This is a genomic window from Streptomyces sp. NPDC029138 (genome assembly GCF_055564375.1).
In genome coordinates this window covers 97,539-121,069 of sequence record NZ_JBVHWM010000018.1, presented here as the reverse complement: position 1 = coordinate 121,069, position 23,531 = coordinate 97,539, and the positions used below count along the sequence as shown (strand labels likewise).

The 23,531-nt window shown below is 72.5% G+C and carries 22 protein-coding genes and 1 pseudogene; 6 read left to right on the top strand and 17 right to left on the bottom strand.

From position 1 onward, the window contains the following. Positions 1-110: 110 nt before the first annotated feature. The 7 genes from ACZ4WH_RS17650 to ACZ4WH_RS17620 form a co-directional block, all read right to left on the bottom strand. Positions 111-803, bottom strand: coding sequence for an LAETG motif-containing sortase-dependent surface protein (locus ACZ4WH_RS17650; protein ID WP_468181305.1), 693 nt, complete (start codon positions 801-803; stop codon positions 111-113). Positions 804-980: 177 nt separating this feature from the next. Further along, positions 981-2,105 carry an LOG family protein gene (locus tag ACZ4WH_RS17645; RefSeq protein WP_468181302.1) on the bottom strand — a complete coding sequence of 375 codons (1,125 nt, stop codon included), beginning with the start codon at positions 2,103-2,105 and terminating at the stop codon, positions 981-983. A gap of 34 nt (positions 2,106-2,139) precedes the next feature. Further along, entirely contained in the window at positions 2,140-2,547 is a 408-nt protein-coding gene (locus tag ACZ4WH_RS17640) for a VOC family protein (RefSeq protein WP_468181300.1), read from the bottom strand. Between the two features lie 101 nt (positions 2,548-2,648). Then, on the bottom strand, positions 2,649-4,007 hold the full coding sequence (locus ACZ4WH_RS17635; protein WP_468181298.1) for a hypothetical protein: 1,359 nt from the start codon (positions 4,005-4,007) through the stop codon (positions 2,649-2,651). After that, positions 3,989-4,729 (bottom strand): ABC transporter ATP-binding protein, encoded by a 741-nt coding sequence (locus ACZ4WH_RS17630; protein WP_468181296.1) that lies wholly within the window; start codon positions 4,727-4,729, stop codon positions 3,989-3,991. Before ACZ4WH_RS17630 ends, ACZ4WH_RS17635 begins: the two co-directional genes overlap by 19 nt. Before the next feature lie 190 nt (positions 4,730-4,919). Further along, entirely contained in the window at positions 4,920-6,284 is a 1,365-nt protein-coding gene (locus ACZ4WH_RS17625) for an aspartate aminotransferase family protein (protein ID WP_468181294.1), read from the bottom strand. Positions 6,285-6,303: 19 nt separating this feature from the next. Continuing rightward, positions 6,304-6,825 carry an Lrp/AsnC family transcriptional regulator gene (locus tag ACZ4WH_RS17620; RefSeq protein WP_468181292.1) on the bottom strand — a complete coding sequence of 174 codons (522 nt, stop codon included), beginning with the start codon at positions 6,823-6,825 and terminating at the stop codon, positions 6,304-6,306. Between the two features lie 170 nt (positions 6,826-6,995). Between ACZ4WH_RS17620 and ACZ4WH_RS17615 the strand changes: the two genes are divergently transcribed. Next, on the top strand, positions 6,996-8,435 hold the full coding sequence (locus tag ACZ4WH_RS17615; RefSeq protein ID WP_468181290.1) for a gamma-aminobutyraldehyde dehydrogenase: 1,440 nt from the start codon (positions 6,996-6,998) through the stop codon (positions 8,433-8,435). Between the two features lie 109 nt (positions 8,436-8,544). On the opposite strand, the gene ACZ4WH_RS17610 is transcribed toward ACZ4WH_RS17615, so the two are convergent. The 5 genes from ACZ4WH_RS17610 to ACZ4WH_RS17590 form a co-directional block, all read right to left on the bottom strand. Continuing rightward, positions 8,545-9,414: a carbohydrate ABC transporter permease gene (locus tag ACZ4WH_RS17610; protein ID WP_468181288.1), complete on the bottom strand. Its 870-nt coding sequence runs from the start codon at positions 9,412-9,414 to the stop codon at positions 8,545-8,547. 14 nt (positions 9,415-9,428) lie between these two features. Next, on the bottom strand, positions 9,429-10,388 hold the full coding sequence (locus ACZ4WH_RS17605) for a carbohydrate ABC transporter permease (protein WP_468181286.1): 960 nt from the start codon (positions 10,386-10,388) through the stop codon (positions 9,429-9,431). Further along, positions 10,382-11,764, bottom strand: a complete 1,383-nt coding sequence (locus ACZ4WH_RS17600; protein WP_468181284.1) for an ABC transporter substrate-binding protein — start codon at positions 11,762-11,764, stop codon at positions 10,382-10,384. Before ACZ4WH_RS17600 ends, ACZ4WH_RS17605 begins: the two co-directional genes overlap by 7 nt. Then, positions 11,761-12,741, bottom strand: a complete 981-nt coding sequence (locus ACZ4WH_RS17595) for a GNAT family N-acetyltransferase (protein ID WP_468181282.1) — start codon at positions 12,739-12,741, stop codon at positions 11,761-11,763. Before ACZ4WH_RS17595 ends, ACZ4WH_RS17600 begins: the two co-directional genes overlap by 4 nt. A 119-nt stretch (positions 12,742-12,860) precedes the next feature. Beyond that, positions 12,861-14,066 carry an exo-beta-N-acetylmuramidase NamZ family protein gene (locus ACZ4WH_RS17590; protein WP_468181280.1) on the bottom strand — a complete coding sequence of 402 codons (1,206 nt, stop codon included), beginning with the start codon at positions 14,064-14,066 and terminating at the stop codon, positions 12,861-12,863. Positions 14,067-14,290: 224 nt separating this feature from the next. Between ACZ4WH_RS17590 and ACZ4WH_RS17585 the strand changes: the two genes are divergently transcribed. Further along, positions 14,291-15,718, top strand: a complete 1,428-nt coding sequence (locus ACZ4WH_RS17585) for a phytoene desaturase family protein (protein WP_468181278.1) — start codon at positions 14,291-14,293, stop codon at positions 15,716-15,718. Between the two features lie 23 nt (positions 15,719-15,741). On the opposite strand, the gene ACZ4WH_RS17580 is transcribed toward ACZ4WH_RS17585, so the two are convergent. Beyond that, complete coding sequence (locus ACZ4WH_RS17580) at positions 15,742-16,509, bottom strand: IclR family transcriptional regulator (RefSeq protein WP_468181276.1); 768 nt, start codon at positions 16,507-16,509, stop codon at positions 15,742-15,744. A gap of 86 nt (positions 16,510-16,595) precedes the next feature. Between ACZ4WH_RS17580 and ACZ4WH_RS17575 the strand changes: the two genes are divergently transcribed. Together ACZ4WH_RS17575 and ACZ4WH_RS17570 are read left to right on the top strand one after the other, a co-directional pair. Further along, positions 16,596-17,240: a nitroreductase family protein gene (locus tag ACZ4WH_RS17575; protein ID WP_468181275.1), complete on the top strand. Its 645-nt coding sequence runs from the start codon at positions 16,596-16,598 to the stop codon at positions 17,238-17,240. Positions 17,241-17,271: 31 nt separating this feature from the next. Continuing rightward, complete coding sequence (locus ACZ4WH_RS17570) at positions 17,272-17,799, top strand: hypothetical protein (RefSeq protein ID WP_468181273.1); 528 nt, start codon at positions 17,272-17,274, stop codon at positions 17,797-17,799. On the opposite strand, the gene ACZ4WH_RS17565 is transcribed toward ACZ4WH_RS17570, so the two are convergent. Both ACZ4WH_RS17565 and ACZ4WH_RS17560 read right to left on the bottom strand, forming a co-directional pair. Then, entirely contained in the window at positions 17,789-18,946 is a 1,158-nt protein-coding gene (locus tag ACZ4WH_RS17565; protein ID WP_468181271.1) for a serine hydrolase domain-containing protein, read from the bottom strand. The genes ACZ4WH_RS17570 and ACZ4WH_RS17565 overlap by 11 nt on opposite strands. Positions 18,947-19,083: 137 nt before the next feature. Continuing rightward, entirely contained in the window at positions 19,084-19,476 is a 393-nt protein-coding gene (locus ACZ4WH_RS17560) for a winged helix-turn-helix transcriptional regulator (RefSeq protein ID WP_468181269.1), read from the bottom strand. 101 nt (positions 19,477-19,577) lie between these two features. On the opposite strand from ACZ4WH_RS17560, the gene ACZ4WH_RS17555 reads away from it, so the two are divergent. After that, complete coding sequence (locus ACZ4WH_RS17555; protein ID WP_468181267.1) at positions 19,578-20,144, top strand: NADPH-dependent F420 reductase; 567 nt, start codon at positions 19,578-19,580, stop codon at positions 20,142-20,144. Here the strand turns inward: ACZ4WH_RS17555 and ACZ4WH_RS17550 are convergent. Further along, the gene (locus ACZ4WH_RS17550; protein WP_468181265.1) at positions 20,141-20,827 is read right to left on the bottom strand and encodes a glycerophosphodiester phosphodiesterase; all 687 of its coding nucleotides are present in this window, start codon (positions 20,825-20,827) and stop codon (positions 20,141-20,143) included. The genes ACZ4WH_RS17555 and ACZ4WH_RS17550 overlap by 4 nt on opposite strands. Positions 20,828-20,846: 19 nt before the next feature. Next, positions 20,847-22,083 (bottom strand): annotated as a pseudogene (locus ACZ4WH_RS17545) (adenosine deaminase). 672 nt (positions 22,084-22,755) lie between these two features. Between ACZ4WH_RS17545 and ACZ4WH_RS17540 the strand changes: the two are divergent. Continuing rightward, positions 22,756-23,166, top strand: coding sequence for a DUF4190 domain-containing protein (locus ACZ4WH_RS17540; protein WP_468181264.1), 411 nt, complete (start codon positions 22,756-22,758; stop codon positions 23,164-23,166). Positions 23,167-23,531 lie beyond the last annotated feature (365 nt).

Here is a 23,531-nt window from a genome sequence, read left to right as displayed (position 1 = left end):
AGATAAGAATTCGGCCGCCCCCCCACCCCCCCCCCCCCCCCCCCCCCCCCCCCCCCCCCCCCCCCCCCCCCCCCCCCCCCCCCCCCCCGGGACGCGGTACGGAGGTGAGGTCAGCCGTTGCGGCTCGCCCCGCGGCGGCGCATGCCGAACCAGACGGCGCCACCGCCGACGACGACCAGGAGCGCCGCGAGGCCCGCGATCAGACCGGTGTTGGAGTTCGCGCCGGTCTCGGCGAGGTTGGACTCACCGGCCGCCGGGGACGGCGCGTTGTCGGAGGTGCCGGCCGGGGCCGAGCTGGACCCGGAGGCCGACGGCGCCGGGCTCGCCGGCTGCGCCGGGGCGGACTTGCTCGGCGACGAGGACGGCGACGGGGTCGTGCTGGCCGTCGGCTTCGGGGTGTCGCTCTCGGTCGTGCAGGCGGTGGACGGGGTCACCAGGTCCGGCTGGATGTCCTCGTCGACGATGTTGGCGGCCTTGACGTGGATGCGGTAGGTCGCGTTCGGCTTCCAGTCCTCGGAGAAAGTGATCCGGACACCCTCCTTGGACCCCTTGACCGGCTGCTCGCCGACCTTCGTCTCGATGCCGCCGACGCCCTTGAGGAAGACGCTGACGGTGGCGTCCTTGGCGGAGGCGTCCGTGTCGGTGACGACGATGACGCCCTTGTCGCCGTCGCACTTGGCTTCGGCGGAGAAGTCCTTGATGTTGCACGCGAGAGCGGAGCCGGCCAGGCCCAGCACCAGCGCCGCCGACCCGGAGGCGACACCCAGAACGCGCACGGAACCGCGTACGCTACGGAGAGTCATGGACAACGTTTGTCCTTTACAGAGTGCAATTGCGGGGGGTGGAGGGGGAGTTGGGACGACGGATGACGTACGGACGAGTCGAGGTCCCAGCAACCCCGGGAGGCTCACAGGTTTATAAGCGCTCCATAAGGAGTGTCAACGGATCGGCCGTCAACGGCCGTTGACTTTGCCCGCTTATTAACCGCCCAGACGTTTGAGCGCGTCCGGAGCCTGCTCGATCCGGTCAACGAGGGCGATACGGGACTCCATCGCCCGCCCCCGCGCCAGCGACCGGAGCAACGGCCAGGCCGGCAGCTCCCGCGTCCAGTGCCCGCTGTCCACGAGCACCATCGGGGTCGGCTCACCGCGCGACTCGTAGTAGTTGGGCGTCGCGTTGTCGAAGACCTCCTGTACGGTCCCGGCGGCGCCCGGCAGGAACACCACCCCGGCGGTGGAGCGGGCCAGCAGGCCGTCCTCGCGGGTGGCGTTGGCGAAGTACTTGGCGATGTGCGCGGCGAAGGCGTTCGGCGGCTCGTGGCCGTAGAACCAGGTGGGGATGCCCACCGAGTCCCCGCCTCCCGGCCAGCGCTCGCGCACCTCGAACGCGGCGCGCGCCCACTCGGTGACCGACGGCCGGAACGAGGGCGCCTTGGCGAGCAGCCGGAGCGCGTCGTCCAGCATGTCGTCGGCGAAGGGAGCGGCGTAGGCGCCCAGGTTGGCCGCCTCCATCGCGCCAGGCCCGCCGCCGGTGGCGACCGTGAAACCGGCGCGGGCGAGTTCGCGGCCGAGCCGGGCGGCACCGGCGTACGCGGCGGTGCCACGGGTCATCGCGTGGCCGCCCATGACGCCCACCACCCGGGCGCCTGCGAGGAGTTCGTCCAAGGCGTCCGAGACGGCGTCGTCGTGGATCGCGCGGAGCATCGACGCGAAGACGTCACCGTCGGCCTTCGTCCGCTGGAACCAGGCGTAGGCGCGCGCGTCCGGAGTCGCCTCGTAGCCCGCGTCCAGGGACTCGAACAGCTCGTCGGGCGTGTGGACGAAGGCGCGGTACGGGTCGAACGGGAGTCCCGGTATCGGCGGGAACACCAGGGCCCCGGCCGCCCGGACCCGGGCGGCGGCCGCGGGGTCCATCGGGCAGCCGAGGAAGACGGCGCCCGTGGCGTCGAGGCGGAGCAGGGCGTCCGTACGGCTGGTCAGATCGACGGCCTGGACCCGGAACTGGGCGAGCGAGCCGTGCTCGGCGACCACCTCGTCGAACTCGGCGAGAGACTCTATCTCGCGGTCGTGGGCGGCGCGGTGCGGCTGGGCGGGTGTCGGTTGCACCCGCCCATGCTGGCACGGATGTTCGGGCAGCGGGTCAGCTCTGGACGGCCGCCGGGTCCATCCACATGACCTCCCAGGTGTGGCCGTCGAGGTCGTCGAAGGCGCGGCCGTACATGAAGCCGTGGTCCTGGGTCCGGCCGCTCGCCGTGCCACCGGCCGCGATGGCCTTGTCGACCAGCTCGTCCACCTTCTCGCGGCTCTCGGCGCTCAGACAGATCAGCACCTCGCTGGTCGTCGTCGCGTCGGCGATCTCCTTCTTGGTGAAGGTCGCGTAGAACGGCTTGGTCAGCAGCATCGCGACGATGGTGTCGCTGATCACCACCGAGGCCGCGTTGTCGTCGCTGAACTGCGGGTTGATCGAGTAGCCGAGTTCCGTGAAGAACTTCTTGGCGGCGTCCAGGTCGTTCACGGGCAGGTTCACGAAGATCATCTGCTGGTACATGCGGGCCTCTCCCGTCCGGGTCGTGCGCGGTGCGTCGCGTTCGGTGGGTAGACCGGCGGCCCGCGCCGGACTCATCGGCGACCGCTGAAATCTTTTTCGGGTCAGGTCAGGGGCAGTGCCGACAGCGCGGCGATCGCCAGGGTGAGCGGGCCGAACAGAACCAGCAGGGCGGCCACGCGGAGGGCGGCGGCGCCGCGCAGCATCGCGGCGGGCGCGCCGAGGCGGAGCAGCGCGGCGATGGTGTCGGCGCGGCACTGGCGGGCCTCCACCGCCGCCGTGAGCAGGGTGGCGAGTGTGGAGCCGGCGACGACGAGCCCGCCGAGAGCGGACAGCGGGCCGAAGGAGGGGGCCGGGCCGGCGCCGTCGTACAGGGCGGTCATGGCGTAGCCGGCGGACGCCACCGCGCAGACCACGCCCAGCGGGCGGCCGATCCGGGCGGCCTCCGTCATGAGGACCCGGCCGGCGAGCAGCCTCAGCGCCCCCGGGCGGGTGGACTGGAGGAGCCGGCCGCACAGGTGGGTGAGGCCGGGGGCGGCCAGGACGAGACCGGTGGCGGTGAGGAGCCAGCCGAGGAGTACGGCGAGGGAGGGGGCGGGGGTGGAGCGGCCGGCGTAGGCCTGCACGGCCAGGCCGGCGGTGACGAGGGCCACGCCCCAGGGGAGGCCGGCCGGGGGCCGGACCTCGGTGTCCGGTGCCGGTGCCGGTGTGGGGGGCTCGGGGTCGGTTGCGGTACCCGGCGCCGGTTCGTCGCCGTCCGCGCCCGCCCTCACCCCCATCGCCCCAGCGGCACGACTGCCCGCGGGATGCGGACCGACTGTCGCCTGTTCCTGCGGGTCCGCTGTGGCCCGTGCCCTGAATCGGCCCGCCGTTCCGAACGTCTCCTTCTTCGGCGAACCCCCGTACGCCCCGAAGCGGCCGAAGCCCCGGCCGGTCCGGGGTGGGGGGATCGGGTCTCTCGGGCGGAGGGCCAGGGCCACCACCGTCGTCGCCGTGGCCGGGAGCAGGCCGAGCAGGGTCAGGGTCGCCGGGACGGGGAGGGAGCGGTCCGCCGCCAGGACGTCCGCCGCCGCGCCGTCGAACGGCATGCCCGTCAGGTCGCCCCGCAGGTGGAGGAAGACCAGCAGCGCCAGCAGCGAGCCCAGGGTGGAGGACAGGGCCGTCGTCAGGGCGGAGACGGCCATGAGGCGGCCCGGGCCCAGGCCCACGGCGGACAGGCCGGGGCGCGGCCGGGTGCCGGGGTCGGTGCGGGCGACCGCGAGCGCGAGGTACACCGTGGCGGCGAGCGGCACCGCGCACCAGGCCAGGCGCAGCGCGCCGGCGCGCGCGTCCTCCGGGTGGTTCAGGGCGTGGCCGAGGCAGGACAGCAGCAGGAAACCGGTGCCCGCCGAGGCCGCCGCCACCAGCAGGCGGCGCAGTTGGACGGCGGGCCGGGCGGCGCGGGTCAGACGGAGAGCGAGCACGCGGCCCGGCCTTCCGTGTCGGGGCTGTCCGGCAGGTGCACGGTGTGCACGCGCCGCCCGTCCAGCAGGGCCACCGTACGGTCGGCGAGGGCGGCGGTCTCGGCGTCGTGCGTGGCGAGGACGACCGTGATGCCGTGCGAGCGGGCCGCCGCGGTGAGCGTGCGCAGGACGTGGGCGCGGTCGGCGCGGTGCAGCGGGGCCGTGGGCTCGTCGGCGAAGAGGACCGTGGGTCCGGGGGCGAGCGCGCGGGCGATGGCGACGCGCTGGCGCTCGGCGTGCTGGAGGTCGCGCGGGCGGCTGCGGGCCTTGTCGCCGACGTCCAGCCGCTCCAGCCACTCCAGCGCGGCCACCTTGGCCCGGCGCCGCCCGGCGCCGCGCAGCATCAGCGGGAGCGCGGCGTTCTCCCAGACGTTCAGCTCGGGGACCAGGACCGGATCGGGGTCGATCCAGCTGAAGCGGTCCCGGCGCAGCCGCTCGCGGGCCATCGGGCCGAGCGTGTGCACGGGGGAGCTGTTGAACCAGACCTCACCGCACCGCACCGGCTCCAGGCCGGACAGACAGCGCAGCAGGGTCGTCTTGCCGCTGCCGCGCGGGCCGCTGACGGCGAGGATCTCGCCCTGCCGTACACCGAGCGAGACCCCGGCGAGTCCGGGGGAGCCGTCGCGGTGGCTGAAGTGCAGGGAGCGTGCCCACAGCACGTCGTTGTCCGGCGGAGCCTCCATGGGCGTACACCTCGGTTCAGATCCGTTTTCCCGTGCCTGTTCCCCCGTCCGGGGGAACGAGGGCTCGGCCGATCGGTCACTGGCACGCTAGGCAGGTCCCGGACGGGAGCCCGGACAGCACACGGCCCCGGGCCGCCGTTCTCACTCGAACGGCGGGCACCGGGGCCGGGTCGGTCGTCCTGTCGGATGATCAGAGCTTGGTCCACGCCTCCGTGAGGGTGGCCCGCAGGATCTGCTCGATCTCGTCGAAGGTCCCCTGGTCGGAGATCAGCGGCGGGGCGAGCTGGACGACGGGGTCGCCGCGGTCGTCGGCACGGCAGTACAGGCCGTTGTCGAACAGCGCCTTGGAGAGGAAGCCGTACAGGACGCGCTCGGTCTCCTCGTCGTTGAAGGACTCCTTGGTGTTCTTGTCCTTCACCAGCTCGATGCCGTAGAAGAAGCCGTTGCCGCGGACGTCGCCGACGATCGGCAGGTCGTGCAGCTTCTGGAGCGTCTGGAGGAAGGCGCCCTCGTTGTCCAGCACGTGCTGCGTGAGGTTCTCGCGCTCGAACAGGTCGAGGTTGGCGAGGCCCACCGCGGCCGACACGGGGTGGCCGCCGAAGGTGTAGCCGTGCAGGAAGGTGTTGTCGCCCTTGTAGAACGGCTCGGCGATGCGGTCGGAGACGATGCACGCGCCGATCGGGGAGTAGCCCGAGGTCATGCCCTTGGCGCAGGTGATCATGTCCGGGACGTAGCCGAACTTGTCGCAGGCGAACATCGTGCCGAGGCGGCCGAAGGCGCAGATGACCTCGTCCGACACGAGCAGCACGTCGTACTGGTCGCAGATCTCGCGCACGCGCTGGAAGTAGCCGGGGGGCGGCGGGAAGCAGCCGCCGGCGTTCTGCACCGGCTCCAGGAACACCGCGGCGACGGTCTCCGGGCCCTCGAAGAGGATCTGCTGCTCGATCTGGTCGGCGGCCCAGCGGCCGAAGGCCTCCGGGTCGTCGCCGTGGATCGGGGCGCGGTAGATGTTGGTGTTCGGCACCTTGTGCGCGCCCGGGACGAGCGGCTCGAACGGAGCCTTCAGGGCCGGCAGACCCGTGATGGACAGGGCGCCCTGCGGGGTGCCGTGGTAGGCGACCGCGCGGGAGATGACCTTGTACTTGGTCGGCTTGCCCTGGAGCTTGAAGTACTGCTTGGCGAGCTTCCATGCGGTCTCGACGGCCTCGCCGCCGCCGGTGGTGAAGAAGACCTTGTTCAGGTCGCCCGGGGCGTAGTCGGCGAGGCGCTCGGCCAGCTCGACGGCCTTGGGGTGGGCGTACGACCACACCGGGAAGAAGGCCAGCTCCTGGGCCTGCTTGAAGGCGGTCTCGGCGAGTTCCGTGCGGCCGTGACCGGCCTGGACCACGAACAGACCCGCGAGACCGTCGAGGTAGCGCTTGCCCTTGTCGTCGTAGATGTAGGTGCCCTCACCCCGGACGATGGTCGGGACGGGGGCGTTCTCGTACGAGGACATGCGGGTGAAGTGCATCCACAGGTGGTCGTACGCGCTGCGGCTGAGGTCCTTGCTGCTCACGGTTATCGGGTCCTCACGGTTATCGGGTTCCCCACATGTAGGTCTGCTTCTTGAGCTTCAGGTAGACGAAGCTCTCGGTGGAGCGCACTCCGGGCAGGGACCGGATGCGTTTGTTGATGACGTCCAGCAGGTGGTCGTCGTCCTCGCAGACGATCTCGGCGAGGATGTCGAACGAGCCCGCGGTCATCACCACGTACTCGACTTCCGACATGTCAGTCAGCGCGTCCGCGATGGACTCGACATCGCCCTCGACGTTGATCCCGACCATCGCCTGCCGGCGGAAGCCCACGGTGAGCGGGTCCGTGACGGCGACGATCTGCATCACGCCCTGGTCCAGCAGCTTCTGCACGCGCTGCCGCACGGCCGCCTCGGACAGGCCCACGGCCTTGCCGATCGCGGCGTACGGCCGGCGGCCGTCCTCCTGGAGCTGCTGAATGATGGCGAGGGAGACGGCGTCCAGCTGGGGACTGCCGCCGTTCCTGGACTCGCGGGACGAGTCCCTCTGGTCTGCGCTTCGACTGGCCACGGCCTCACTGTGCACGACGTCTCGACAGTTTCGCAAGGCCCGATCGATGAAATTCGTTGTTTACGAGACTCGACCTTGCGGATTTCGCAGAAGTGGTCGCGCTGGGGGTGTTGAAAACGTCGGTGCGCCGACTAGGGTGGGTGTCTCAGAGATCGGACAGCTTGAACCAGATCAGGAGGCCGGCAGTGAGCACCGAGCTGCGTCGTCTGCGCAACTACATCGACGGTGAGTTCCGGGACGCCGCCGACGGACGGACCACCGAGGTGGTCAACCCCGCGACGGGCGAGGCGTACGCCACCGCGCCGCTGTCCGGGCAGGCGGACGTGGACGCCGCCATGGAGGCCGCCGCCCGCGCCTTCCCGGGCTGGCGCGACACCACGCCGGCCGAGCGGCAGAAGGCCCTCCTGAAGATCGCCGACGCCTTCGAGGAGCGCGCCGAGGAGCTGATCGCCGCCGAGGTGGAGAACACCGGCAAGCCGGTCGGGCTCACCCGCTCCGAGGAGATCCCGCCGATGGTCGACCAGATCCGCTTCTTCGCGGGCGCGGCCCGGATGCTGGAGGGCCGCTCGGCCGGCGAGTACATGGACGGGATGACCTCGATCATCCGCCGTGAGCCGGTCGGCGTCTGCGCGCAGGTCGCGCCGTGGAACTACCCGATGATGATGGCCGTGTGGAAGTTCGCCCCGGCCATCGCCGCGGGCAACACGGTCGTCCTGAAACCGTCGGACACCACCCCGGCCTCCACCGTCCTGATCGCCGACATCGTCGGCTCGATCCTGCCCAAGGGCGTCTTCAACGTCATCTGCGGCGACCGCGACACCGGCCGCATGATGGTCGAGCACGACATCCCGGCCATGGCCTCCATCACCGGCTCCGTGCGCGCCGGCATGTCCGTCGCCGAGTCCGCCTCCAAGGACCTCAAGCGGGTCCACCTGGAGCTGGGCGGCAAGGCCCCGGTCGTCGTCTTCGAGGACACCGACATCGCCAAGGCCGTCGAGGACATCTCCGTGGCGGGCTTCTTCAACGCCGGCCAGGACTGTACGGCCGCCACCCGCGTCCTCGTCCACGAGTCCATCCACGACGAGTTCGTGGCCGCGCTCGCCAAGGCCGCGTCCGAGACGAAGACCGGCCAGCCGGACGACGAGGACGTGCTGTTCGGCCCGCTGAACAACCCCAACCAGCTCAAGCAGGTCTCCGGCTTCATCGACCGCCTGCCGGCCCACGCCAAGGTCGAGGCGGGCGGCCACCAGGTCGGCGACAAGGGCTACTTCTACGCCCCGACCGTCGTCTCCGGCCTCAAGCAGGACGACGAGATCGTCCAGAACGAGGTCTTCGGCCCGGTCATCACCGTCCAGACCTTCACCGACGAGGACCAGGCCGTCCAGTACGCCAACGGCGTCGAGTACGCCCTCGCGTCCTCGGTGTGGACCAAGGACCACGCCCGCGCGATGCGCATGTCCAAGAAGCTCGACTTCGGCTGCGTGTGGATCAACACCCACATCCCGCTGGTCGCCGAGATGCCGCACGGCGGCTTCAAGAAGTCCGGCTACGGCAAGGACCTGTCGGCGTACGGCTTCGAGGACTACACGCGCATCAAGCACGTGATGACGTCGCTCGACGGCTGACGGTTCCTGCCTGGGCCTGAATGTTCGTTCAGGCGGCGGGACGGCATGCTTCCGGGGTCTTCCAGACTTCTTCCCGCAAGCACCTGCCGTCCCGCCGTTCCTGGCCGGTTCACTTGAGGCCGCTGAGCATGACGCCCCTGATGTAGTACTTCTGGAGCAGCAGGAAGAGGAGCAGGACCGGAAGGATGCTCAGGACGAGGCCGGCCATGACGATGGGCATCGTGCGGGTCGGGTCGACGTAGTCCTGGAGGAGCTGGATGCCGACGGGCAGGGTCATCACGTCCGGGTTGGCGGTCGAGACGAGCAGCGCCCAGATGTACTCGTTCCAGGCGTCGACGAAGGTCAGCAGCCCGAGCGTGACCAGGACCGGTTTGGTCTGCGGCACCACGATCCGCCACCACACGGCGAACTCGCCGGCGCCGTCGATGCGCGCGGCCTCCAGGACCTCGTCCGGGATCGCGACCATGAACTGGCGTGTCAGGAAGATCCCGAAGCCGTTGACGAGGAACGGCATGGCGAGCGCCGCGATGCTGACGGTCAGGCCCGCACCGCCGCGCCCGAACAGGTCGTTGCCGCCCGCCAGCGGCCAGTGCACCAGGATCAGGAAGTGCGGGATGAAGAAGAGGAACGGCGGGAACATCATCGTGGACAGCACGAGGCGGAAGACGAAGTCCCGGCCGGGGAAGCGCAGTTTGGCGAGCGCGTAGCCCGCGAGGGAGGACGTGAGCAGCACCGACCCGGTGATCAGCGCGGTGGCGACGACGCTGTTGCGGAAGAGCACCGGCAGGTCCAACTGGTGGATCGCCGCCCGGTAGTTGGCGAGGTCGAACGCCTGCGGCAGGAAGCGGTACGGCAGTGTGCCGGACTCGCCGGGGCCCTTGAAGGACGTCATCACCATGTCGAGGAACGGCACCACCGTGAGCACGGCGCCGGTCACGACCACGAGGTACGGCAGCCACGGGAAACGGCGACGGCTCACGCGTCCTGCCTCCTTCACGCGTCCTCCCCTTTGCGTCGGAACCACCACAACTGCGCCAGCGTGACCGCGAGAACCACCACGAACAGCACGAAGGCGGCGGCGCTCGCGGTGCCCCAGTCGCCGTAGCTGAAGGCCAGCCGGTACATCTCCAGCGCGGCCACGTTGGTCGTGTCTCCCGGGCCGCCCTTGGTCATCACGATGATCAGCGCGAAGGACTGGAGGCCGGTGAGGAACTGGGTGACGCACACGAACAGCAGGGACGGCCGCAGCAGCGGCAGAGTGATCTTCCAGAAGACGGTGACGGGCCCGGCGCCGTCGAGCGCGGCGGCCTCGTAGTACGACTCGGGGATGGACTTCAGCCCGGCGGTCAGGACGAGGATCGCCGATCCGAGCGACGCCCAGGCCTGGACGACCACCACCGAGGGCAGCGCGGTCTCCGGGTCCGCGAGGAACGCCACCGAGTCGAGCCCGAGGGCGTTGAGGACGCCGTTGACCAGGCCGCCCGGCTCGTACATGTACTTCCAGACGTTGCCGACGGCGACGACGGTCGTGACGATCGGCAGGAAGTACAGGGTGCGCCACAGCCCCTGGAACCGCAGCTTGTCGATGCAGACGGCGACGAGCACGGAGCCCGCGAGGGCGAGGGCCACGGTGCCGAGGGCGAACAGCAGCGTATTGGTGAGGATCGGCGTCAGGAACGTCGATCCGTCGGCGAACAGGCTGGTGAAGTTGTCCAGGCCGACCGGCTCGATGTCGCCGAGGGCGAACCCGGACCAGCGGGACAGCGACAGCAGCAGCGCGAAGCCGAGCGGCAGGATCAGGAAGACCGCGAAGAACAACAGCACCGGCGCCAGGAAGAGGTAGGCGACGACGGTCTGGCGGCGCCGGTGGCGGATGCGGCCGTCGACGGCGGGTCCGACGGCCCGCGCACGGGGCGTCCGTTCGGCCGTCTCCGGCACCAGGGCGTTCACCATGAGCGCGCCACCTCCTGATCGACCTGACGGCGGGTGACGCGCAGCGCCTCCTCGACCGACCGCTGACCGGTCCACAGCGCCTCGATGTTCTTGCGCAGCAGCGACTTGGCCTGCTGCGCGCCCGGCACGTTCGGCTCCGGCACCGCGTAGGCCAGCGCGTCCAGGAACGGGCGCAGGTTCGGATCGCCGGCCCCGCCGCCCCCGCCCCCGCCCAGGAGCGTCCGCATGTCGTCGGCGCGGCCGGTCAGGGAGCCCACCGACACCTGAAGAGCGCTCATCCGGGTCGCCACCACACCCTTCGTGGCGCCCACCTTCTCGGTGTTGAGCCAGCGCAGGAACTCCCAGGCCTCGCGGGGGTGCGCGCTGGCCGTGTTGACGCCGAGCATGAAACCGGTGCAGAGCGTGGCGCGTGCGCGGCCCGCCTCGGGCAGGGGGACCGGCGCGACACCGACGTCGCGGTAGTCCTTGCCCATCAAGGTCTTCAGGCTCCCGGTCCACCAGCCGGCGCTGATCACCATGGCCACCTGCCCGGACGGGAACGCCCGGTAGACGTTCACGCCGGGAGCGCTAGCGCCTCTGGCGACGAGACGGTGCTCCAGGTCGAACACGGCCCGGCCGGCCGGTGAGTCGATGGCGGTGCTCCTGCCGTCCGCCGAGACGAACGTCCCGCCGGCGGCGTTGAGCAGCGCGAGCGTCTGGCCGACGGTGGTGGAGTCGTCGTAGGTCGACAGGCCGAAGCCCTGGACGAGCGTGTTGCCGTACCGGTCCCGCCTGGTGGTGCGGTAGGCCGTCTCCTCCAGCTCCCGCCAGGTGCGCGGCGGGCCGTCGAGGCCGACCTCGCGCAGCAGCCGCTTGTTGTAGTAGAGGGCGTACGTCTGGACCTCGGTGGGGTAGCCGTAGACCCTGCCGCCCACCGACGCGGCGCCGACCGCGGCCGCGCTGTAGCCGCGCCTGATCTCCTCGGCGTGCTCGGCCGGGGCGGGCCGCAGGACGCCGGCCCGGACCAGCTGGCCGTTCCACAGGCAGTACGGGTGGAGGATGTCGGCACCCTGGCCCGCGGCCTGCCGGACCATGAACGTGGTCAGCAGGTCCGTGAACTCCACGGCCTTCGTCCGCACCTTGACCCGGTCGTGCGTGGCGTTCCACTCGTCCACCGGGCCCCGCAGCGCCTCCTTGAGTTCCCCGCTCGCGTAGTGGGAGAGCAGGGTGAGGACGATCGGATCCCCGGGCCGTCCGGTGCCCCGGTGCGGCGCCGCGCAACCGGAGGCGAGCAGCGCCGAGGGGAGCGCGAGCGCGAAGTGACGGCGGCTCAGGCGGGCGGTGCGCGGCGGTGGCTGACGGAGACGGGGGCCGTCGGTGCGGCGGGACGACGTCATCGGGCGGCCTCCCGGCGCAGCACGCGGAACACCCGGGTCGTGCTGAAACCGGCCGCGCGGTACAGCCGGCCCGCCGGGGACCGCTCGCCGGTCCACAGGAACCAGGCGCAGTGCGCGCCGCGCGCCCGCATCCGCTCCAGCACCAGGTGGAGCAGGACCGTGCCGAGCCCGGTGCCGCGCATCTCCTCCAGCACACCGAACGGGCCGAACCGCTCGTCCACCGACGCGTACGCGCCGTGCATCGCCCAGCCGACGAGGCGGCCCGACGGGTCCCGGGCGACGACGATCCGGTCGAGCGGCGTGCCCGCGCTCAGGCACTCCCGGATCGCCCGCGCCCAGTCCGGGTTGAAGTGGCTCCCGGCGAGCGCGACCAGCTCCACCAGGTCGTCGTCGGACGGGGTGGCGAACCGGTGACCCCGCGCGGTCAGTTCGTCCCGGCGGCGCGCGGCCTCGTCCGGGAAGCGATAGCCGACCAGGCCGCGGTCCATCGCCGCCGCCTCGTACAGGGTGTGAAAGCCCAAGGACTCGAGGAGCTTCGCCGCTTCCGGGTACGCCTCGGCGTCCAGGCCGGGAAGGATGTAGTGCGGGGTGTACGAGGAGAAGTCCACCCGGGTGCGGCCGTGGCCGTGCAGCCAGTCGAGGGCGTCGGTCAGCAGCCGGCGGCCGAGGCCGCGCCCACGGGCGGCCGGGTCGACGAAGAAGAACGGGATCCAGCCCTGCTCCGGCTCCAGATCGGTGCCGCTCATCGGCGTCAGACGGCGCACCGCGTAGGCCGCGCCGACGACCCGGTCGCCGTCGACGGCGACCCGGAGCCCCTCCGGATCGAAGTTGGCGTCGAGCAGCACCAGGGAGCGGAAGCGGTCCGCGCTGATGGGGTCGGCCGGCGCGCTCCGCCGCCACGCCTCCACGAGCCGAGGCCCGTCACCCGCGCGAAAGCCACGCGTCCCGGCCCGGGATGTCGTCGTGTGGTCGGTCATCGACGGGGGTGTCCTTCCCTACGCGGGTGCGGGTGCGGGCGCGGATCGCTGACGGCGTCGGACGTCACCGGCGGCCCTGCGCAGGTCCGGGGGCGGGGCGTACGGCGTCGGTCGCGGTCTCAGGGGTAGAGCAGCACGTCGGCGCCGGCCCAGCGGGCGGGCGGTGCCGGTGGTTCGCACAGCGGCAGCGGGTCGTCGCCCGCGTCGACGGCGTGCCGCAACCGGTCGGACCCCCACAGCAGGTCGATGAAGGGACGGTGGCCGGTCTCCCCGGTACCCTCCGCGCCACCGTCCGAGGTGTGCCAGGCGAAGTCGTCCGGGTACAGCCGCCGTAGCGTGGCGAGCATCGCGACGGCGGTGCGCACGGGAGCGAACGCCGTGCGGTCGGTGATGTGGAGCTGGACCCCGCGCAGCGGCCGTCCGGCGTGTTTGTGGAAGGTCGGTACGTACCGCAGGTCACGGAAGTGCACTCCCGGCAGGGCGAGTTCGGCGAGCGCGGGTGCGAACCGCGCGTCGATGTACGGTGCCCCGACGATCTCGAAGGGCTGCGTGGTGCCCCGGCCCTCGGAGAGATTCGTCCCCTCGAACAGGCAGGTGCCGGGGTAGACGGTGGCCGTGGCGGGGGTCGGGATGTTCGGCGAGGGCGCGATCCACGGCAGACCGGTGGCCGCCGCGTCCAGGGCGCGCCGCCAGCCGGCCACCTCGATCACCGTCAAGTCGACTGCCGCTCCCGCGGCTTGGGGCACGGCGGAGGCGTTGAGGTGCCGGGCGAGTTCGCCGCAGGTCAGGCCGTGCCGGACGGGTGTCGGGGCGCGCCCGACGAAGCTGGCCCACGCCGGGTCGAGCAGCGGGCCCTCGCTGACGAGCCCGCCGAGCGGATTCGGCCGGTCGGCGACCACGAACCGTACGCCCGTTCGGGCCGCCGAGACCATCAGGTCGAACATCGTCCAGACGTAGGTGTAGAACCTGGCCCCGACGTCCTGGAGGTCGAACACCAGGGCGTCGACGCCGGCTTCGAGCAGCACTGTGTCGAGGCGTTCGCCGTCGCACCGGTAGGTGTCGTGGACCGGCAGGCCGCTGGCGGGGTCCGTCCGGGCGGCCTCGCTCTCGCCGGCCTGGCCGGTCCCGTGCAGCCCGTGCTCGGGACCGAACAGGGCGACCAGCGGCACGCCCGCCGAGAGCAGCGCGGGAGCGGCGGGGCGCAGGTCGGGGAGGACGCCGGTGTGGTTGGTCACCAGCCCCAGCCGTCCCGGCCCGGCGAGTCCGGGCGACGCGCGCAGTCGTGCGATCCCGGTCGTCACCGCGACGCGGTCGTCCGTGCTCATCCGTTGCCCCGTCTGCCGGTGACGTCTCGAAGGGTGGGGCGAAATTTACTGGTACGCCCGGGAATTTTGCAATCATTCAGCGCGGTTCGCGCCGAAGCTGCTGTTCGCCCGAAAGCAGCGGTTCGCGGCGAATAGTTCCGTGGGATTCCCGTGGTGGGATCTCCGTGATGTCCACGGCCCGATCAGGTAGCGTCGGCCCCCACCGACAGCATGGACATCACCTCATGACCACCGCGATCGTCGTCGGCGGCGGGCCCAACGGACTGACCGCCGCCGCGCTCCTGGCCCGGGCCGGGCTGGACGTCACCCTCCTGGAGGCCGCCGACGAGGTCGGTGGCGGCACCCGCAGCCAGGAGGCGCTCCTGCCCGGCCTGCTGCACGACCACTGCTCGGCCGTCCACTCCATGACCGTCACCTCGCCCGCGCACAAGGCGCTGGACCTCGCACGCCACGGGTTGCGCTGGCGACTGCCGGACATCGACTGCGTCCATCCCCTGGACGACGGTACGGCGGGGGTGCTGGTGCGCTCGGTCCCGGACACCGCCCGCATGCTGGGCCCCGACGGCTCCCGCTACCGGCGCCTGCTGGAGCCCTCCGTGCGCCGGTGGGACGCACTGAGCGAAGACGTGATGGGCCCCTTGCTGCGCATCCCCTCCCATCCCTTGCTCCTCGTCCGCTTCGGCCTTCCCACCACCCTGCCCGCCACCGTTCTCGCCCGCCTCTTCTCCACCCCTCGGGGCCGGGCCCTGTGGGCCGGAGTCGCGGCGCACTCGTTCCGGCCGCTGTCCGACCCGCTCGGCTCGGCCATCGGGCTGGGCATCCTCGTCGCCGGCCACGCCTCCGGATGGGCCGTCGCGGAAGGCGGCTCCCAGGCCGTCGCCCGCAGCCTGGAACAGGCACTCCGCGTACACGGGGGCCGCGTCCGGACCGGCGTCCGCATCACCCACCACGCCCAGATCCCGCCCGCCGACGTCACCCTGCTCGACCTCGACCCCGCGCAGATCGCCCGTGTCTACGGCGACCGGCTGCCCACCCGTGTGCGCCGCGCCTACCAGCGCTTCCGGCGCGGCCCCGCCGCCTTCAAGGTGGACCTGGCCGTCGAACAGGGCGTGCCGTGGACGAACGAACACGCCCGGCGCTCCGGCTTCGTGCACCTCGGCGGCACGCTCGCCGAGATCGCACAGGCGGCGAGGGACGTGAACGAGGGCCGTATGTCCGAGCGCCCCTTCGTCCTGGTCGCCCAGCAGTACCTGGCCGACCCCGGCCGGTCCGTCGGCGACGTCCACCCCGTGTGGGCCTACGCCCATGTCCCCTACGGCTACGACGGCGACGCCACCGAAGCCGTCCTCGATCAGCTCGAACGCTTCGCCCCCGGCACCCGGGACCGCGTCGTCGGCCTGCGCACCACCTCACCGGCCGATTTCGCCGCCGCCAACCCCAACTTCGCCGGCGGCGACATCCTCACCGGGGCCAGGACCGTCCCCCAGCTCCTCTTCGGCCCACGCCCCGCCCTCGACCCCTACTCCACCGCCCTGCCGGGCGTCTTCTCCTGCTCCGCCGCCACCCCGCCGGGCCCCGGCGCCCACGGCATGTGCGGCGCCGGGGCGGCGGCCTCGGCCCTGCGCCGCCTCGGTGGGACGCCGGACTGGTGACGTGGGCGGGCGAGTTCCGCGCGTCAGTCGCCCAGTGCCCGGCTCACCGTCGCCGCCGCCTGCCGTACGGCGGGTTCCAGCCGGTCGGGGCGGGCGGTCGTCGGAGCGGTCACGGACACGGCCGCCACGGCGGCGCCGTTGCGGAACACCGGGGCCGCGAGGGCGAGTTCGCCCAGGCGGTACTCCTGGTGCGCCTGCGCCAGCCCGGTCGAGCGGACCCGCGCCAGCTGGGCGCCGAGCGCGCCGGGGGCGGTGACGGTGTACGGGGTGTAGCGGACGGCGCTCGGCGGCGGGCCGGTGTCGGCGCGGGCGCCGGGTGCGGCGATCCGGCTGTGCGCGCCGCCGTCGTTGTACTCGTACGCGTCCCCGTACCCACTGCCGAACCCGTACCCGCCCCCGTACGCCAGCAGCACCTTGCCCGCCGCCGTGGCGTGCAGCGGCAGCCGTTCGCCGGTGACCAGGCAGAGGGCCGTGCCGTCGGCCGGGATCGCCACGTCGGCGTGGGCGGCGGTGCGGGTGGTGAGGGTGCGCAGGACCGGCAGGGCCGTGGCGAGGAGTCCACGGGGGCAGGGCGCGGCGGCGCCGAGGGTGCGGATACGGGTGCCGAGGCGGTAGGAACCGTCGGCCGCCCGTTCCAGTCCGCCCCAGGCCACCAGTTCCCGCACCATGCGCAGCGCGGTCGGCACGGGCAGCCCCGTGCGGCGGGCGATGTCCGTCAGGCGCAGGGTGTCCGGGGCGTCCGCGAACGCGTCCAGCACGGAGAGGACCCGCCCGGCCACGCTCTCGGTCATCCGTTCCTCCGTGTCCGTCGCCCGCGTTTTCGCTCAGTGAAACCCGGGCGTTGTCGCCGCACGGCCCGGCCCGTCAGGGTCAACGCATGACTCTCGGCCTCTCTTCCGACCAGTTGCTGTCCACCACCCGCGCCGTCCGCCACCGCCTCGACCTCACCCGGCCGGTGCCGCGCCGGCTGCTGGAGGAATGCGTCGACCTGGCGGTCCAGGCGCCGACCGGACGCAACCGGCAGCGCTGGCACTTCGTCATCGTCACCGACCCGGACCGGCGGGCCGCCCTGGCGGACGTGTGGCGGGCCGGCGTGAGCACGCCCGGCGCCAGTGAGCCGCTGCCGGAACGGGATGTGCGTCGCGCGAGCGTGGCCCGGATGGACCGGGTCTACTCCGGCGCCGCGCACCTCTACGAGCACCTCCACGAGGTCCCGGCGCTCGTCGTCCCGTGCGTGGAGGGCCGTACCGACCACGCGCCCGTGCTGCGCCAGGCCGGCACCTGGGGGTCGATCCTCCCGGCCGTGTGGAGCTTCATGCTCGCCGCCCGCGCCCGGGGCCTCGGCACCTGCTGGACCACCGGGAACCTCGTCCACGAGCGGGAGTCGGCCCGGGTGCTCGGCATCCCGTACGAGGACGTCATGCAGGCCGCGCTCATCCCCGTCGCGTACACCCTCGGCACCGACTTCCGGCCGGCCGGCCGCATTTCGCGGGAGCGGGTGCTCCACTGGGAAGAGTTTTGAACATGTTCAATTCCAGGCGTACGCTGCTGCCATGAGCGACAGAGCCGCCCTGCTCAAGGGCATCCGCGTCTGGTTGGCCCTCTTTGTCGTGTGCCTCGCCCTCAGTGGGGCGACCGCCTTCCCACTGGTGCACGAACTGCACTGGACCGAGAGCGCGTTGCGCGCGCTGTCCGTGCCGGAGCACCTGCCCGGGCTGATGGCGTGGATCTCCCGGGTGCGCGACGGGCTGGACACCGTCGACGCCGACTACCCGTTCGTCCTGTACGGCACCGACTGGCTGGCCTTCGCCCACCTCGTCATCGCGGTCGCGTTCTACGGGCCGTACCGCGACCCCGTCCGCAACATCTGGGTGGTCGAGTTCGGGATGATCGCCTGTGCCGGGATCATCCCGCTCGCCCTCGTCTGCGGACCCGTCCGCAGCATCCCCTTCTGGTGGAGCGTCATCGACATGTCGTTCGGGATCTTCGGGGTCGTCCCGCTGTACGTCGTACGGAAGAAGATCAAGCGACTGGAGGCGCTCGGCGTACCGTCCGCGACCCCGGCCGCCGTCAGCGGTTGAACGCCGGGAACGCGAAGCGCTGGGCGACGGCCAGGCCGTCGCCCTTCGCGTCCGTGGAGTTGACCGAGTAGACCAGCGTGCGGGACAGGTCACGGGTCGCGGCGATCACCGTCGCGTACCCGGGGCGCGAACCCGTCTTGCCCCAGATCACCTTGCCGTTCACCTCGAACCGCTCCAGCCCCGCGCCGTACCGCGCCCCGGGCACGTCCGGCAGCGTGAACATCTCCTTCAGCTGCGGCTCCGGCACCACCCGGCCCCGGAACAGCCCGACCAGCAGCCGCTCCAGATCGGCGGTCGTGGAGATCATGTCGCCGGCCGCGAACCGGTCGGACATGTTCCAGTCGGTCACGTCGACCAGCTTGCCGTCGATCCAGTCGTAGCCACGGTTGTGCGGCCCGTGGATCCGCGGGTCCGCGCCGACCGGGAAGGAGCTGTGCCGCATGCCGAGCGGCCGGAAGACGCGCACCGCGGCCTGGTGCGCGTACGAGTCGCCGGTCACCTTCTCGATCAGCATGCCGAGCACGGTGTAGTGGATGTTGCCGTAACTCTGCTGCGTCCCCGGCGCGTACGCCGGACCCTCCGCCACAGCGCCCGCCACGACCTGCCGGGGCGTCAGCGTCTCGAAGCGGTGCGGATAACCCTCCTCCACCGTGTCACCGAGGGACGGGCCCGGGCGCAGGCCGCTGGTGAAGTTCAGCAACTGCCGTACGGTGATCGGCGCGAAGTCCTCGGTGAGCAGCCCCGGCAGATACCGCTGCACGGTCCCGTCGAGGTCGATCCGGCCCTCGGCGGCCAGTTGCAGCACGATCGACGCGGTCACCACCTTCGTCACCGAACCGGCCCGGAAGCGCGCGTTCTCCAGGGCAGGCGCCCCGGTGCGGACGTCCCGCACCCCGGCCGTCCCGCACCAGGTCCCGTCGCCGCCGACGCGGAGCAGCGCGGCGGTGGCGTCGTGGTCGGGCAGCCCGGCGACGGCCGCGGCGAGGGCGTCGGCGTCGGGACCGGTCGTGGCGGGGGCGGACGCCGGCGAGCCGGACTTCGAGGGCGCGGGCGCGGACGCGGCGAGGGCGGGCGCGGCCAGCGGGCCGGCGACCACCGCGGTGACAAGGGCGGCGGCCAGGAGGGCGGAACGGCTGGTGCGGCGCATGCGGGACTCCTTGAGGGGGTCGGGCGTCGGGCATCGGAAGACGGTGCGTGATCATCCTCAGACGCCGGGCCGGGACGCGAATCCTCACCGAGGAGGGCGTACGACCCTTGCTCGCCCCCGATCAACCAACCGCCCCTCTAGGGGAGTTGCCCGGGATCACCCCTACGGGCGGGCCCCGCGCCGGTGTAGTGCTCCTGCGCGGCCATCACCTCGTCGCCGTGCTCGAACGCCCAGGCGCCGAACGCGTCGATCGGCGCGAGCAACGTCCGGCCCAGCGAGGTGAGTTCATACTCCACGCGGGGTGGCGAGCCGCCGTGGGCCCGCCGCTCCACCAGACCGTTGAACTCCAGCCGCCGCAGGGTCTCGGTCAGTACCTTGGGACTGATCCCACCGATCCGCTCGCGCAGGGCGACCGGTCTTCGGGACCCCTCCCTGAGGGCCCACAGCACCACCGAGTTCCAGGTGTTGGCGAGCAGGTCGAAGGCGAGCCGGGCCCGGCAGTCGGCGAGGAAGGCATGGTCGTCGGTCACGTACCGAATGGTGCCCGAGCGGCCTCCTACTGTCCTGTGCGTATCCGACACACCCGTTGGGGGAGGACGTTGTGCGCATAGGGATTCTCGGTAGGGGCTCGATGGCTCGGGCGCTGGGCGAACAGTGGGAGCGGGCCGGGCACGAGGTGGTCGCGGCCGGCCGGTCGCGCGGCGACCTGCGGGGGGCGGCGGAGCACGGCAGCGACGCGGTGCTGCTGGCCGTGCCCCACGCGGCGGCCGTGGACGTGGTCACCGGGCTCCAGGACGCCCTGCGCGGACGGGTGGTAATCGACTGCACCAACCCGGTGGGCCCCGGCTTCGCCCTGCTCACGGCCGGTGGCCCGGCGGCGGCCGAGCGCATCGCCGCCGCCGCGCCGACGGCCCGCGTGGTCAAGGCGTTCAACCTGTGCCACGAGAGCGTCTGGCGGCTGACCCCGCCCGTCTTCGCCGGCCGCCCGCTCGCGGTCCCGCTGTGCGGGGACGACGAGGCCGCGCTCACGGTCGTACGACGGCTCGTGCGCGACCTGGGCTGTGTGCCGCTGCACGCCGGCGGACTGGACCGCGCCGGGCTGCTGGAGGCGACGGCCGCGCTGCTGATCCGCCTGTGGGTGGCCGAGGGCGCGGACGCCCAGGCGATCGCGCCCCCGCTGGAGTTCTCCGGGGCCTAGGCCGCTGAGCGCAGGGTGTGCAGGACGTCGATCCGGTTCGTCGTGATCGAGTCGACGCCCAGGTCCAGCAGGCGGCTCATGGAACGGCGGGTGTCCGGGGTCCAGACGGACAGCAGCAGGCCGTCGTGGTGGACGCGGGCCGCCAGTTCCCGGCTGACCAGTGAGAAGCGGTAGTTGAGCCAGCGCGGGCGGATCGCGGCCAGCAGCGCGGGCCGGGGCGGCGCCAGGGTCGTCCAGGTCAGGGCGATCTCGGCGGCCGGGTCGGCGGCGCGGACGGCGAGCATCGCCTCGGCGTGCGCGCTGTAGTAGACGCGGTCCCCGGCTCCGCACTGCCGGACCACGTCCAGGGTCCGCGCGACCGTGCGGCGGCCGACCGGCCCGCACAGGTCCACCATCACCCTGCTGTCACCGGTCGCGGTCAGCGCCTCCGCCAGCGTCGGCACACCGCCCGCCGTGAGCCCGCGCAGCTCCTCGGCGGACAGCGCGCCCAGCGGCCGGTCGACCTCCCACAGCCGCCGCAGCGTGTCGTCGTGCAGCAGCACCGGAACGCCGTCCCGGGTGAGCCGTACGTCGACCTCGACGGCGTCCGCGCCCTGGCCGAGCGCGGACCGCAGTGAGTCGAGGGTGTTCTCGCGGAAACGGTAGGGGTCGCCGCGGTGGGCCACGGCGGTCAGCGTCTGCATGGCCCCATTGTGGCCGGTGTCAGGAGGCCGGCCAGGCGGCGGTGTACGTGTCGATCTCCGCCGCGATCCGCGCCTTGCCGGCCGCGTCCAGGAAGGAGGCCTCCACGGCGTTCTTCGCCAGGTCGGCCAGGCCCCGCTCGTCCAGGTCGAGGAGCCGGGCGGCCACCGCGTACTCGTTGTTCAGGTCGGTGCCGAACATCGGCGGGTCGTCGGAGTTGATCGTGACCAGCACCCCGGCCCGTGCGAACTCCTTGATCGGGTGCTCCTCCAGCGCGCGGACCGCGCGGGTGGCGATGTTGGAGGTCGGGCACACCTCCAGCGGGACGCGGTGCTCGGCGAGGTGGGCGAGCAGCTTCGGGTCCCGCGCCGAACTGGTGCCGTGGCCGATCCGTTCGGCGCGCAGCTCGGTCAGCGCGTCCCACACGGTCTCCGGGCCGGTCGTCTCCCCGGCGTGCGGGACGGAGCGCAGTCCGGCGGCGATGGCCCGGTCGAAGTACGGCTTGAACTGCGGCCGGGGCACGCCGATCTCCGGTCCGCCGAGCCCGAACGACACCAAGCCCTCCGGGCGGAACCGGTCGTCGGTGGCCAGCCGCACCGTCTCCTCGGCCGACTCCAGACCGGCCTCGCCGGGAATGTCGAAGCACCAGCGCAGTACGGTCCCGAACTCGGCCTCGGCGGCCTTCCGGGCGTCCTCTATCGCGTCCATGAACGCCCGCGCGTCGATGCCGCGCCGGGTGGAGGAGAACGGGGTGATCGTCAGCTCGGCGTACCGCACCTGCTGCCGGGCCATGTCACGGGCCACCTCGTAGGTGAGCAGCCGGACGTCCTCCGGGGTGCGGATGAGATCCACGACCGACAGGTACACCTCGATGAAGTGCGCGAAGTCGGTGAACGTGAAGTAGTCGACCAGGGCCTCGGGGTCGCTGGGGACCTTGGAGTCGGGGTGGCGGGCGGCCAGTTCCGAGACGATGCGGGGGGAGGCGGAGCCGACGTGGTGGACGTGCAGTTCCGCCTTCGGCAGCCCGGCGATGAAGGCGCGCAGGTCGCGGTCGGCGGTGCCGGTGGCGGGTACGGAGCTGTCGGTCAAGGGGTCCTCCCCGGGACGGGCGCCCGCGGCACGTTGTCCGTGGCACACGTCGTGCGTCTGACGTGGTCCGTGGTGCGGGCGCGGTGATCGGCTGATCGGGTTGCGCGGCATCATCGTAGGCCCCGGGCCGCGGGCGCCCGCGCTGGCCGTAGCATGACGGGACGTCCAGCAGAGGGGTTCGCCGACCATGTCCGACGAGGTGCCGCAGTCCGCGCCGGGGGAACAGACCGCCTGGCACCACTCCGGGATACCCCGGGTCTCCCTGGACAAGGAGCCGGATCGGACGGCACCGGCCGCCCCGGGCGCGGATGCCGGGCGGGTCCAGGACGCCGTCCCGGCCCCCGGCTCCGTCCACGACCAGCAGACGGTGACATCGCTGCCGACGTCCCCGGGCCCGGCCGCGCCCACCGACACACCATGGGCCGGCCCAGCCGACGGCTCCGCACCTGCGGAATGGGCGAGCCCAGCCGACGGCTCCGCACCTGCGGAATGGGCGAGCCCAGCCGACGGCTCCGCATCTGCTGCCCAGACCCCTCAGCCGGCCCCCTTCGCATCCCCGTCCGCCGCGTCGGGGCCGACGCCCTTCGCACCTCCGGCCCCCGCCTCGGCGTCGAGCCCGTTCGCACCCCCGTCTGCCGCGTCGGGGTCGAGCCCGTTCGCACCCCCGTCTGCCGCGTCGGGGTCGAGCCCGTTCGCACCCCCGTCTGCCGCGTCGGAGTCGAACCCGTTCGCACCCCCGGCCCCCGCACCGCAGCCGAACCCCTACGCGCCTCCCGCGCCCCCGGCGAACCCCTTCGCGCCGCCGGCGTCCGCCGCCGCGCCGCACGGGGGAGCGGAGCCGGTGCCCCCGCCGCCCATCGCTCCCGACGGCCCCGGTCAGGTGCCGTACGGCTACCCGGGGGCCACGTCGGCGTACGGCTACCCGGGTCCGCAGCAGGCCCCGTACGGCGGTGTCGCCCCCTATACCACCGCCCACGGCTACGCCTGGCCCGGAATGCAGCCGCCCCCGAGCAACGGCATGGGTACGGCCTCGCTGGTGCTGGGGATCATCTCGGCGGTCGGCTTCATCATGTGGCCGATCGCCCTGGTGCTGGGCATCCTGGCCCTGATCTTCGGCGGGCTGGGCCGGGGCAAGGCCAACCGAGGTGAAGCGACGAACCCGGGCGTGGCCCTGGCCGGCATCATCTGCGGAGCCGCAGGGATCGTCCTGGTGCTGGGCCTGTTCGCGCTGCTCATCGCGGTGGACGCCTGACGAGCCGACCGATCCCGACCGCCCTGTCCGAGGCCGGCCGACAAGACCGACCGAAGGGGCTCGCCCAGCCACTGAGCCACCGACGCTGGCACCGGCACGGCGCTGGCACCGGCACGGCGCTGGCACCGGCACGGCGCTGGCACCGGCACGGTCCGCGGCAGTCGGCGACGGCCCTCGAGCCCAACGGCGGCGATCCGACGGCGGCAGCCGGTCGCGGCAACCTGACGCCGGCTCCCCCCCCTCGGGGGCGACGGCCGCGAGCCGAACAGGGCCAACCTGATGGCGGCAATCCGGCGGCAGCCTGACGGCGGCAACCTGACGCCGCAGCCTGATTGCGGCAGCCCGACGCAGGCTCGCCGCCCCAA